Origin of the sequence: Sinorhizobium sp. P24N7 (genome assembly GCF_042436655.1) — a bacterium.
GTDB classification, from domain to species: Bacteria; Pseudomonadota; Alphaproteobacteria; order Rhizobiales; family Rhizobiaceae; genus Sinorhizobium; species Sinorhizobium meliloti_A.
The window spans coordinates 211,663-224,239 of the sequence record NZ_JBHMIW010000005.1 but is presented as its reverse complement, the minus strand read 5'-3'; the positions used below and the strand labels follow the sequence as shown (position 1 = coordinate 224,239).

The following is a 12,577-nucleotide window of genomic DNA, read 5'->3' as shown; positions in this document are numbered from 1 at the left end:
CGAGCGGCTGGCCTGTCTGCCGGACATCGCTCAATCGAGCGCGTCGATTATCCTCGCATTCAGCTTCTGCACGTCGTAGCCGAGGCGCGACGGTGTCAGCCCCAGGCGGACGACCGCGAGGCGAAGCGAGGGGACGATCATAATCGCCTGCCCGTCATGTCCAAGCATCCAGAACGTGTCGGGCGGGAAATTCGCCGTTCCGGCGCGGATACCGTTTTCCTTGAGCCAGACCTGGCCGGCCCCGTAGTCGCCGCCGGAAGCCGCAGTCGGCGTGCGCATGAAGGATACGTAACCTTCCGGCAGGAGCCGCCTCCCCTTCCAGCTTCCGTCCTGAAGCAGAAACTCCGCGAAGCGCGCCCAGTCCGGCGCCGACGCATACATGTAGGAAGAGCCGACGAAGGTTCCGCTTGCATCCGTCTCCATCACGGCGCTCGTCATCCCGAGGGGAGCGAAGAGCGCCTCGCGCGGATAGGAAAGCGCTTCGGCCGGATCGTCGAATGTCTCCATCCAGAGCCGGGACAGAAGATTGCTCGTGCCGCTCGAATAGGCGAATTTCGTGCCCGGAGCCGCCTCCAGAGGCTTCGAGGCGACGAAGCCGGCCATGTCGCTTTCCAGATAGAGCATGCGCGTCACGTCCGTGACGTCGCCGTAATCCTCGTTGAAATCGAGCCCGCTCTGCATCGCGAGAAGATCGGTCAGCTTGATGCGAGCCCGCTCGTCGCCGTTCCATTCGGTCACCAGATCGGTCTGGGCCAGATCCATCCGCCCTTCGGCAATGCGCCGGCCGATGATCGCCGCCGTCACGGACTTCGTCATGGACCAGCCGAGCAGGGGCGTGTTCCGGTCGAAGCCCGCCGCATAGGTTTCCGCGACCAGCCTGCCATCCCTGACGACCACGATTGCGCGCATGCCCGGACCTGCCAGTGCCGGATCTTCGACAAGCATTTGAATGGCCGCGTCGATGTCCGGCTTGTCCCCGTCCGGCCAGTCGACGCCAGGATCGTGGGCGAGAGGCGCCGTCGCCGACTCGGTCCCGCGCATCCCCGCGATGGCCTCGGCGCTGCCTCCGCTCACATTGGCGCAACCGCTGCCCGGACGGTAGACGGCGCGGCCGGGTGCGGCAAAGCCCAGGATACGCGCCGTCACGCTCTGCTCTTCCCGATCGACCGAAACGCGCACGAGCTTCAGCAGCGGGTGCCCGGGCGCCTGCACGTCCTGCGCCAGCACTTCCTGCGGATCGCGTCCGGCGAGGAACACGTTGGAGCAGACGATCTTGGCGGCATAGCCGTCTCCCACCTTGAGGAGTTCAGGCGGAAACAGCGCCAGCCAACCGACGAGGCCCACGAGCGAGGCCGCCCCCAGTCCGCCAAGCGTCTTCAGAAGACCCTTCATTCTCGCCCTCCCGCTCTTCGCATAAGTGCTACTGCGCTTTCGCCCGTCTGACCAGTCGGATGAGGGGCAATACCCGAATCCCTGCGAGCCCTTGTGCGAAACCTCGTCATCAAAGTGTAGCCGAGTCACCTTAGAAGCGGCTCAGTTTCAATTGGACGATAGGCAAGATGACCGACTTCGCCCCGGATGCCGGCTTCGGCAAGAAGAATCCGAAACTGAAAAGCGCACTCCTGCAGCATAAACCTCTCTCCCCCGCCGGTCTCTCCGAACGCCTGTTCGGTCTGCTCTTTTCCGGACTCGTCTACCCGCAGATCTGGGAGGATCCGATTGTCGACATGGAAGCGATGCAGATCCGCCCCGGACATCGGATCGTGACGATCGGTTCCGGCGGCTGCAACATGCTGACCTACCTCTCGGCCGCGCCTGCCCGGATAGACGTGGTCGATCTCAATCCCCATCACATCGCGCTCAACCGGCTGAAGCTTTCGGCCTTTCGCCACCTGCCGAGCCACAAGGACGTGGTGCGGTTCCTCGCCGTCGAAGGTACGCGCACGAATGGTCGGGCTTACGACGTGTTCCTCGCTCCGAAGCTCGATCCGGCAACCCGCGCCTATTGGAACGGCCGGGATCTCACCGGCCGCCGGCGCATCGGCGTCTTCGGGCGCAACATTTACCGTACCGGCCTGCTCGGCCGCTTCATTGCCGCGAGCCATGTTCTCGCACGGCTGCATGGCGTCAATCCTGAAGACTTCGCAAAGGCGCGCTCCATGCGCGAGCAGCGGCAGTTCTTCGACGACAAGCTCGCTCCGCTCTTCGAGCGTCCCGTCATCCGGTGGATCACCAGCCGCAAGAGCTCCCTTTTCGGCCTCGGCATCCCGCCGCAGCAGTTCGACGAACTCGCGAGCCTGAGCAGGGAGAAATCCGTCGCCGCGGTGCTGCGCAATCGCCTGGAAAAGCTGACCTGTCATTTCCCCTTGCGCGATAACTACTTCGCCTGGCAGGCCTTTGCGCGGCGCTACCCGCGGCCGGAAGAGGGCGAGTTGCCGCCTTATCTTCAGGCATCGCGATACGAAGCGATTCGCCACAATGCGGAGCGCGTCGAGATCCACCATGCGAGCTTCACCGAGCTTCTCGCCGGCAAGCCCGCCGCCTCCGTCGACCGCTACGTGCTCCTCGACGCACAGGACTGGATGACCGACCAGCAGCTGAACGATCTCTGGACGGAGATCACCCGCACCGCCGACGTCGGCGCGGCGGTGATCTTCCGCACGGCGGCGGAAGCGAGCATCCTGCCGGGGCGCCTCTCCACCACGCTCCTCGATCAGTGGCACTACGATGCCGAGAGCTCGATGAGGCTCGGCGCCGAGGACCGGTCGGCGATCTATGGCGGCTTCCACATCTACCGGAAGAAAGCATGAGCGCCGTGCAGACTGCGAATGAAAGCCAGGCTCACCTCATGGACCGCATGTATCGCTATCAGCGGTACATCTATGATTTCACGCGCAAATACTATCTCTTCGGCCGTGACACGCTGATCCGTGAATTGAACCCGCCGCCGGGTGCATCCGTGCTGGAAGTCGGTTGCGGCACGGGCCGCAATCTCGCCGTGCTCGGGGAACTCTACCCCGGTGCGCGCCTCTTCGGCCTCGATATCTCGGCCGAAATGCTGGCGACCGCCAAAGCCAAGCTCCGGCGCCAAAATCGGGCGGACGCAGTGTTGCGGGTCGCCGACGCGACGAACTTCACCGCCGCCTCCTTCGATCAGGAAGGTTTCGACCGGATCGTCATCTCCTACGCCCTTTCCATGGTTCCCGAATGGGAAAAGGCGGTCGATGCCGCGATTGCCGCGCTCAAGCCGGGCGGCTCGCTGCATATCGTCGATTTCGGCCAGCAGGAAGGTTGGCCGGCCGGCTTCCGCCGCCTCCTCCAGGCCTGGCTCAGACGTTTCCACGTCACGCCGCGCGAATCGCTTTTCGACGCGATGCGCAAAAGGGCCGAGAGAGACGGAGCGGCGCTCGAGGTCAGATCGCTCGGACGAGGTTATGCCTGGCTCGCCGTCTATCGCCGCGCGGCACCGTAGCGGACGATGGCGGAAAGCATTCGGCTGCAATTCCCACTTGAGCTAACGCAATTTTTACGATGATATGGTGAAAAGGAGGTCACGCCTCCCTGGGGGACATCACCAATCATGGAAACCATCGCGTGAGGCAGGATCGTCGTTCGTCTCGAAACGGAACCCCCATGCGCCGGCTTCTCCTGGCATTGCTGCCCATCGCCTCCATTCTCTCTTCCTGTACCTCCACCGATTACGACCTCGTCAAGACGGCCTCCATTCAGCCGCGCTTCCACGATACGGATCCGCAGGATTTCGGCGGCCGCACGCCGCACCATCACAGCGTTCACGGAATCGACGTCTCCAAGTGGAACGGCGACATCGATTGGCGAAAGGTCAAGAATTCCGGCGTGTCCTTCGCGTTCATCAAGGCAACCGAAGGCAAGGACCGGGTGGACTCGCGCTTCCACGAATATTGGCAGCAGGCGCGCGCCGTCGGCCTCGCCTACGCGCCCTATCATTTCTATTATTTCTGCTCCACCGCCGACGCCCAGGCCGACTGGTTCATTGCCAACGTGCCGAAGAGCGCAGTCCACCTGCCGCCCGTCCTGGATGTCGAATGGAACGGCGAATCGAAGACCTGCCGCTACCGGCCGGCGCCGGACACCGTACGGTCCGAAATGAAGCGGTTCATGGACCGGCTCGAGGCCCATTACGGCAAACGGCCGATCATCTACACGTCCGTCGACTTTCACCGCGACAATCTGGTCGGCGCCTTCAACGACTATCATTTCTGGGTGCGCTCGGTAGCCAAGCACCCAAAGGACATCTACGTCGAACGCCGCTGGGCCTTTTGGCAATATACCAGCACCGGCGTGATCCCCGGCATTCAGGGCAGCACGGACATCAACGCCTTCGCCGGTTCCGCCAGGAACTGGCAGAAGTGGGTCGCGACCGTCTCGCAGGCAAGATAGACCAGAGGACGGGGCGGCATGGTCCGCATTTTTCTTCATTCGGTCATAATGCTCTGAGAGAGCATCGATAGATTTCATTCTCGACAGACTTCGGGCCCGGCGGCATTCCGTGCGGCCGGCCACGGAAAGGAATTGTAATGACAGGCACAGCGCGCAAAGCCCTTCTCTCCCTCGGATTCCTTGCCCTCGCCGGCACGCCGGCCCTGGCGCAAGCTCCGGCTCAGTCGGGAAACCCAGCCGCCGCGTGCGGCGGCGACCTCGGCTCCTTTCTGGAGGGCGTCAAGGCCGAAGCGGTCGCCAAGGGCATTCCCGCAGACGTCGCCGATCGGGCCCTCGCAGGCGCCGCGATCGACCAGAAGGTGCTCAGCCGCGACCGCACCCAGGGCGTGTTCAAGCAGACCTTCACCGAATTTTCGAAGCGAACCGTCAGCAAGTCGCGCCTCGACATCGGTGCGCAGAAGATGCGGGAATATGCCGACGTCTTTGACCGGGCCGAGCAGGAATTCGGCATACCGGCGCCCGTGATCACCGCATTCTGGGCGATGGAAACCGACTTCGGCGCCGTGCAGGGCGATTTCAATACGCGCAACGCGCTGGTGACGCTGGCGCATGACTGCCGCCGCCCGGAAATGTTCCGGCCGCAGCTTCTCGCTGCAATCGAGATGGTGCAGCACGGCGATCTCGATCCCGCGACGACCACGGGCGCATGGGCGGGCGAGATCGGCCAGGTACAGATGCTGCCTGAGGACATCATCGCCTATGGCGTCGACGGCGACGGCGACGGCCATGTCAATCTCAAGAAGAGTTCTCCGGATGCCATTCTGACGGCGGCGAAATTCATCCAGAGCCTGGGCTTCAAGCGCGGGGAGCCGTGGATTCAGGAGGTCCGCGTCCCGGAGCAACTGCCTTGGGAGAAGACGGGCCTGCAGTCCGGCATGACCGCCGGCGACTGGTTCGCACTCGGTGTCACGCCGCGTGACGGCAACACCTCCAACAGTGGGCTCGAAGCCTCGCTGGTTCTCCCTCAGGGCCGCAAAGGCGCCGCTTTCCTGACCTACCCGAACTTCAAGATCTATCTCGAGTGGAATCAGTCCTTCATCTACACGACCTCCGCCGCCTATTTCGCGACCCGGCTTGCCGGTGCGCCTCCCTATCAGCAGGGCAATCCGGAACCGGGGCTCGGCGACGCCGAGATGAAAGCCCTGCAGACCAGATTGCAGGCGCTTGGTCATGACGTCGGCAAGATCGACGGCATTCTCGGCTCGGGCACGCGGGCCGCACTGCAGAAGGAGCAGTTGAAGCTCGGCCTTCCCGCCGACGGCTGGGCAACACCGGGCCTGCTGGAGGCGCTTTAACCTTTGGCAGGACGCAAGAAGCGGGTGGCGACACCCGCTTCGCCGCAATACTGCTTGCACAATTCTGAATTGTCGGGCTCCTATTCCGGCTTAGAGCGCGGTCGTTCCGGATGGGCGCACGAAGTGCGCTCCAACTTATTCGGTCGACGCATCGTGCTTTCCGAAATCGTCCGATTTCGGGCCGATGCGGCAGCTGCTGCGCAGGCAAGATATGGCTTCACCCGCAAATTCCATCAGCACCCACATGACCATGCGCCTCTGGGCACTGCTCGGGCTGCTCGGTCTCATCTGGGGCGGTTCCTTCTTCTTCGCCCGGGTGGCCGTTGCCCATGTGCCGCCTTTCACGCTCGTGCTTTTGCGTCTCGGCCTCGCTGCCCTCGCCCTGCATCTCTATCTTCGCGGGCGACACGGCATATATCCGGCGCTCGCCGGGCGCTGGCGCGAGTTCCTGCTCATGGGGCTCATCAACAACGCCATTCCGCATGCGTTCATCTTTCTCGGCCAGACGCATATCGGCGCCGGTCTCGCTGCAATCCTCAACGCCACGACGCCGGTCTGGACGGTGCTCATCGCGAATGTCGCGACCGAGGATGAAAAGCTGAGCACCGCGAAGTTCAGCGGTTGCCTGCTCGGGCTTGCCGGTACCGTCGTGCTCATAGGGCCGAGTGCGCTTGCCGGCCTCTTCGGCGCTGCCGGCGACGTGCCGCTCTGGGCGCTGGTCCTGCCGGTCCTGGCGGCAGTCAGCTACGGGTTTTCCGCTTCTTACGGCAGACGCTTCCGCAATCTGGCCGCGCCGGTGACGGCCGCCGGGCAATTGACCGCATCGACACTCATCATGCTGCCGGTCGCGGTTCTCGTCGACATGCCATGGACCCTGCCCATGCCGCCGCTCACGACCGTGCTCGCGATCCTCGGACTGGCGCTCGTTTCAACCGCCTATGCCTATATCCTGTTCTTCCGCATCATGGCCGAAGCGGGCGCCACCAACACCTCGCTGGTAACGCTGCTCGTCCCGCCAAGCGCCATCCTGCTCGGCTATCTCTTCCTGGGAGAAATACTGCAGGCGACTGATATCGGGGGCATGCTGCTCATCGCCGTCGGCCTGGCGATCCTGGATGGGCGCGTCCTGAAGCTCGGATATTCCGCCGGACGGTGACCATTCCGCGCGCCACGATCCGCCCGGCGGGCGCCCGGTAGACTGATTCACCGTCTTTTTCACACACTCACGCAGCGTTACAGATGTTTACATTAACCTCCTGGCAGGAATTGTGAATAAAATGTGGCATTCCCAATAATTGATTGTTTTCAACACGTTATATGTATTCATGAAAAAATCGGAGATAGGGAATTTCGCAGTGCAGCACAAGTTTCGCTTTCACATGCCGTTTTTTCGCCCTATGTTTTACCCGTCAACGCAGGGAGGATCAGCTTATGGGACTTACACACTCGTTGAACGTCCTTATGATCAGTGCAGCGTTCGCATTCGTGGCCGTAATGCTTTTCGTGTGATTCAGGGCCACTGACAGTCCAGCCGAAACGGGGACTTTAATTTCCGGAAAATCCATTTTGCAGCAAGGTCTCACCGCCGCTCAGGCGCAATAGTTCGACAGGCTGCAACAATCAGAAAGCCCATGAATGCTGCGGCATTCATGGGCTTTCGCTATGGTGCTGCTTATCCGAGGTCGGCCGTCATGCCCTCGCGACCGCCCGGACCGGGCGCTCCGTGTCTGCCGGCTGAGCCGGCGCGAGTTCCGGATCATAGCCGATCAGTTCGCAAACGGCAGTGATGAGCTGCGGGCGGTTCATCGTGTAGAGGTGGAAATCGCTGACGCCGCGCCGGACGAGATCGGTGATCTGTTCGGCCGCGATATGGGCCGCCTCCCGGAAACGCCCTTCCGGCTGATCGTCAAGAGGGCCCAGCCGCGAAACGATCGACTCCGGAACTCTGGCGCCGCAAAGACCGGCAAATTTCTGCACCTGGGTAAGATTATTGATCGGCAATATGCCGGGTACGATCGGTATCGCGATGCCCGCGCGCCTTACGCGTTCCAAATAGCGCTCGAAGTCGTCATTGTCGAAGAAGAACTGCGTAAGCGCGCGCGTTGCGCCATTGTCGACCTTGCGCTTCAGCATGTCTATGTCGGCAGCGACGTCGGGGCTCTCCGGATGCTTTTCCGGATAGGCGGAGACGGAGATCTCGAAATCGCCGCGCGCCCGCAGGGCCTCGACGAGGGCGGCGGCATTTTCGTAGCCGCCCGGGAAAGGCTCGTAGACGCTGCCGATACCGCCTTGCGGATCACCCCTCAAAGCCACGAAATGGCGCACCCCGCAGGCGACGAACTCGTCGATGACCGCATCCACCTCCGCCTTCGGCGCGCCGACGCAAGTGAGATGCGCGGCCGTATTCCGGATCTCCATCTCCCCGATCATCCGCTTGACCGTCGTCAGGGAGCGCGCCTTGGTCGACCCGCCGGCACCGTAGGTCACGGTGACGAAGGCGGGCGCGAAGACGGAGAGAGCCGTGACGGTCTGAAAGAGTTGCGCCTCCATCTCGTCGTTCTTCGGGGGGAAGTACTCGAAGGAAAATCTAAGCCCGTCGCAGTCCACGGGATAAGGCGTCCGTCCGTTCATTCTCAAACTCCCCCTGCATGAAGACGCTGGCGCGGCAAGTCGGCAACGGTTTCGACCGCGCGCTGATCGCGCGCCAGCCAGATGGTGACAGTCAGCTTCCCCTCCTGCCCGCCTTCCGGCGCAAGATCGGTCGTCTTCTCGAGCGAAAGATCCGCCTTCTGCAGCCATTCGCTCATTGTCTGGTGCGAGAAGCCCAGGCGCGCATGGGCATGGTCGTCACGCAAATGTTCAAGCCCATGCGGCGCGAAATCGATGATGACGAGCCGGCCGCCCGGGACGAGCATGCGCGCGGCCTCGGCAATCGCCGCCTCGGGCTCCTCGAGATAATGCAGCACCTGATGGATCGTGACGAGATCGAAGGATTGACCATCAAGCGGCAGGTTGAAGATGTCGCCGTGGCGGATCGACGCCTTGGTGATGCCGGCCCTGTCCAGGTTGGACCGCGCGACCGCCAGCATGTCGCGGCTGGCGTCGACCCCGATGCCGCGACGGTAGATACCCTCGAAGAGCTGCAGGATACGTCCGGTTCCTGTGCCGAGGTCGAGCAGGCTGTCGACCGGCTCGTCGCCGACCATCGCCTTGAGCGCCGCCTCGACGTCGCCTTCGGCGATGTGCAGACGTCTGAGCTTGTCCCATTCGGCGGCGTTGCGGCTGAAATAGGCCTGCGCCTTCTCCGCGCGGGTTCTCTTCAACGTGGCAAGGCGGATGGCATCCCTGGCCAGAATTGCATCGTCGGCTGCGGCCGATGCGAGAAGCTCGCGGATCAGCGCGACGCGACGGCCCTCCTGCCGCAGGCGGAAATAGGCCCAGGCGCCTTCCTGATAGCGATCGATGAGCGCGACCTCGGCCAACAATTTCAGATGACGGGAAATGCGCGGCTGCGATTGCCCGAGAATTTCAGTAAGATCGGTGACCGTCAGGTCACCGGCCGAGAGAAGGGCCAGCAGGCGCAGGCGCGTCGGCTCGCCCGCCGCCTTCAGGACGTCGACCAGCGCATCCAAACCAAGCGTTTCCCGATCAGCCATAGCCTTCCCCATCAACACATAAAGATATGTTTATGTGATTTGTGACAGCTGCGCAAGAGATTTGCGCATAGAGGCAATAGAATGGCGTCTGGAGGATAGAACGGCCGGACCTTGCGGTCGCCCGGCCGACAAATGGCGCGCTACGATTTGTGGAGATTTCAGAACGCTTGGGGAGCGGCTCTGCCCGTCGACCCCCTCTGCCTCGGCCCCGACATTCATCCTCAGCCGTGACCCCGACAGTCATCCTCTGCCTGGACCGGAGGATCCACACGCCGGGCATAGGAGCCGAACTCCGTGGATGACGCGGTGCATGCAACGGGACTGCGCGTAACGCCGCCTGTTTGAGTATCGGTGGCTTGTGAACGGATCCTCGGGTCAAGCCCCGAGGATTACGGCGGCGAAGCCCGGCGATGGCGACCCGGAGAGGCCGCCTTCGCTGGATGTACAGACTCAAAGAACGCCGTCAGCGATGCGCCGCCGCAAACCTATGACGGTCAACGCGTCAGGCGCTTGTAGGTTACGCGCTTCGGGTTGACCGAGTCCGGGCCGAGGCGGCGGATCTTGTCCTTTTCATAATCCTCGAAATTGCCTTCGAACCACTCGACGTGGCTGTCGCCCTCGAAGGCGAGGATATGGGTGGCAAGGCGGTCGAGGAACATGCGGTCGTGGCTGATGATAACAGCGCAACCGGCGAAGTTTTCGAGCGCATCTTCCAGTGCGGCCAGGGTCTCGGTGTCGAGGTCGTTGGTCGGTTCATCGAGCAGGACGACGTTGCCGCCGGACTTCAGCATCTTGGCAAGGTGAACGCGGTTACGCTGTCCGCCCGAAAGCGTGCCGACCTTCTGCTGCTGATCGCCGCCCTTGAAGTTGAAGGTCGAGCAATAGGCCCGCGAGTTGACCTCGTGCTTGCCGAGCTTGATGATGTCGTTGCCGCCCGAGATTTCTTCCCAGACCGTCTTGTTGGCGTCGAGCGCATCGCGGCTCTGGTCGACATAGGCGAGCTGCACGCTGTCTCCGATCCGGATGGAACCGTCGTCGGGCTGCTCCTGCCCGGTGATCATGCGGAAGAGCGTCGTCTTACCGGCGCCGTTCGGTCCGATGACGCCGACGATGCCGCCCGGCGGCAGCTTGAAGCTCAGGCCTTCGATCAGCAGCTGGTCGCCATAACCCTTGGAAATATTCTCCGCCTCGATGACCACCTGCCCCAGTCGTTCGCCCACGGGAATGACGATCTGCGCATCGCCCGGACGCCGGTCCGCAGCCGCCTCGACCAGCTCGTCATAGGCGCGAATACGAGCCTTGGACTTCGCCTGGCGGGCCTTGGGGCTCGAAGAGATCCACTCCTGCTCGCGGCTGATGGCCTTCTGGCGGGCAGCCTCTTCGCGTCCTTCCTGCGCCATGCGCTTGGCCTTCGCCTGCAGATAGGCGGAGTAGTTGCCCTCATAGGGAATGCCCCGTCCGCGGTCGAGTTCGAGAATCCAGCCTGTGACGTTGTCGAGGAAGTAGCGATCGTGCGTGACCATCAGCACGGCGCCCGGATATTCGCGCAGGTGTTTTTCGAGCCAGGCGATCGTTTCCGCGTCGAGGTGGTTGGTCGGTTCGTCGAGCAGAAGCAGTTCGGGCTGCGACAGCAGAAGCTTGCAAAGCGCCACGCGGCGCTTCTCGCCGCCGGAGAGATTGGTGACCTCCGCATCGCCCGGAGGGCAACGCAACGCTTCCATCGCCATTTCCACCTGACTGTCGAGGTCCCAGAGGTTCTGGCTGTCGATGACGTCCTGGAGCTTGGCGCCCTCTTCCGCGGTTTCGTCGGAATAGTTCATCATCAGCTCGTTGTAGCGGTCGAGGATCGCCTTCTTGGCAGCCACCCCTTCCATCACGTTATCGAGCACGTTCTTCTGAGGATCGAGTTGCGGCTCCTGTGCGAGATAGCCGACCCTCGCACCTTCGGCGACCCAGGCCTCACCGGTATATTCGGTATCAAGGCCGGCCATGATCCGGAGCACGGTCGACTTACCGGCCCCGTTCGGGCCGAGAATGCCGATCTTCGCCTCCGGATAGAAGGAGAGATGGATGTTCTCGAGGACCTTCTTGTTGCCGTAGGCCTTGTTCAGCCCGGCCATGTGATAGATGAATTGACGTGCCATAAAGGAAATGCTCCGCATCGGAAGGGAATTTTGCCCGCTATGTAGGCGAATTATGGTGGCGGGGCAACGCCAAAGGCCCTTGCCCCCACGCTCCCCCGCCGCTTCCTCAATGCGAATTGCGGTCCGGATCAGCCCCGCCCGGCAGCGTCTGCGACCCCCTTCGCGCATTTGAATTCCGTCGGCCCCGCCGCCTGGATCAAATCCGCCAGCTCGGCTTTGCCCGAGAGGTCGCCCGAGAGCCCGATCGTCAGCCCGGTAATCACGTCGCGGCCGTTCACCGACTGGCAACGCATGCGCACCCGGTCTCCGGCCCCCGCCCCGAAAGTCTGGTCGAAGGCCTGCTTGATCTGTTTTTCGTCGAGTTCCCTGCCGATCCCGCCGGCGAAGAGCGCACGCACCGCCGACCGGTTGAGCTCGTCCAGAAGCCGGAGCTGCAGCGCGAAATAGTCCTCGGCATTTGCCGTCTGGCAGGTACCGTTGCGCAGCCATTGGTGCCGGTCCAGACCGGACATGACGCCCGGCATGGCGACGAGCAGGCGCTTGGCCGTCTCGTCCCCCATGGCGACTTCCGGCAGTTCCAGCCAATCGCCCTTGCGGTCGCGCGCTTTCAGATCCGCTTCCACGCCGCAATAGCTCTTCTTGAGCGGCCATAGTCCATGAAGCGAGAAATTCGTGGCGTCGAAGCGATCCGCGGTCTGATCGACGCATTCCTTGCGATCGGGCCGCGTCTCGCAGAATCCCGGCTGCCAGCTCACGGCGAGGACATATTCCGTCCTTCCCGCGCCGGTTTCGCCCTCGCTCGCCTCACTCTCCTGAGCCGCAGCGAGGGGCGCATTCGCCAAACCCAGCGCCAGCGCCGCCAACCTGATCAGATGCATCATCGCCCTTGTCTTCATTGCCCCAAACCCTCTAAAGGAAACAAAACAGGAACAAATAACGCCATATACGGGAAAATTGCAACCCTGAATCGCATCTGCGGATTCGTTGTGATCTCATGCGCAAC

General features: G+C 62.6%; 10 protein-coding genes. 5 read left to right on the top strand and 5 right to left on the bottom strand.

From position 1 onward, the window contains the following. Window positions 1-30: 30 nt before the first annotated feature. Window positions 31-1,392 (bottom strand): serine hydrolase domain-containing protein, encoded by a 1,362-nt coding sequence (locus tag ACFHWW_RS10560; RefSeq protein WP_379938151.1) that lies wholly within the window; start codon window positions 1,390-1,392, stop codon window positions 31-33. 167 nt (window positions 1,393-1,559) lie between these two features. Here ACFHWW_RS10560 and ACFHWW_RS10555 point away from each other — a divergent pair, with 167 nt between their 5' ends. The 5 genes from ACFHWW_RS10555 to ACFHWW_RS10535 all read left to right on the top strand — a co-directional run bounded on the left by ACFHWW_RS10555 (window position 1,560) and on the right by ACFHWW_RS10535 (window position 6,930). Next, window positions 1,560-2,810, top strand: a complete 1,251-nt coding sequence (locus tag ACFHWW_RS10555) for a DUF3419 family protein (RefSeq protein ID WP_324762027.1) — start codon at window positions 1,560-1,562, stop codon at window positions 2,808-2,810. Further along, entirely contained in the window at window positions 2,807-3,472 is a 666-nt protein-coding gene (locus ACFHWW_RS10550) for a class I SAM-dependent methyltransferase (protein ID WP_379938150.1), read from the top strand. The genes ACFHWW_RS10555 and ACFHWW_RS10550 overlap by 4 nt, the downstream gene beginning before the upstream one ends. Window positions 3,473-3,633: 161 nt before the next feature. After that, window positions 3,634-4,419 (top strand): GH25 family lysozyme, encoded by a 786-nt coding sequence (locus tag ACFHWW_RS10545; RefSeq protein WP_100671713.1) that lies wholly within the window; start codon window positions 3,634-3,636, stop codon window positions 4,417-4,419. A 137-nt stretch (window positions 4,420-4,556) separates the two neighbouring features. Next, window positions 4,557-5,774 (top strand): lytic murein transglycosylase, encoded by a 1,218-nt coding sequence (locus tag ACFHWW_RS10540; RefSeq protein ID WP_100671714.1) that lies wholly within the window; start codon window positions 4,557-4,559, stop codon window positions 5,772-5,774. Between the two features lie 211 nt (window positions 5,775-5,985). Continuing rightward, window positions 5,986-6,930: a DMT family transporter gene (locus ACFHWW_RS10535; RefSeq protein ID WP_275597642.1), complete on the top strand. Its 945-nt coding sequence runs from the start codon at window positions 5,986-5,988 to the stop codon at window positions 6,928-6,930. 533 nt (window positions 6,931-7,463) lie between these two features. Here the strand turns inward: ACFHWW_RS10535 and metF are convergent. From metF to ACFHWW_RS10515, 4 genes are all read right to left on the bottom strand, one after another. Further along, window positions 7,464-8,405: a methylenetetrahydrofolate reductase [NAD(P)H] gene (gene metF, locus ACFHWW_RS10530; RefSeq protein ID WP_379938149.1), complete on the bottom strand. Its 942-nt coding sequence runs from the start codon at window positions 8,403-8,405 to the stop codon at window positions 7,464-7,466. Between the two features lie 2 nt (window positions 8,406-8,407). Beyond that, entirely contained in the window at window positions 8,408-9,430 is a 1,023-nt protein-coding gene (locus ACFHWW_RS10525; protein WP_018095479.1) for a metalloregulator ArsR/SmtB family transcription factor, read from the bottom strand. 494 nt (window positions 9,431-9,924) lie between these two features. Beyond that, entirely contained in the window at window positions 9,925-11,574 is a 1,650-nt protein-coding gene (ettA, locus tag ACFHWW_RS10520; protein WP_338282405.1) for an energy-dependent translational throttle protein EttA, read from the bottom strand. A 128-nt stretch (window positions 11,575-11,702) separates the two neighbouring features. After that, window positions 11,703-12,470 (bottom strand): ribonuclease T2, encoded by a 768-nt coding sequence (locus tag ACFHWW_RS10515; RefSeq protein WP_275597638.1) that lies wholly within the window; start codon window positions 12,468-12,470, stop codon window positions 11,703-11,705. Window positions 12,471-12,577: the final 107 nt, after the last annotated feature.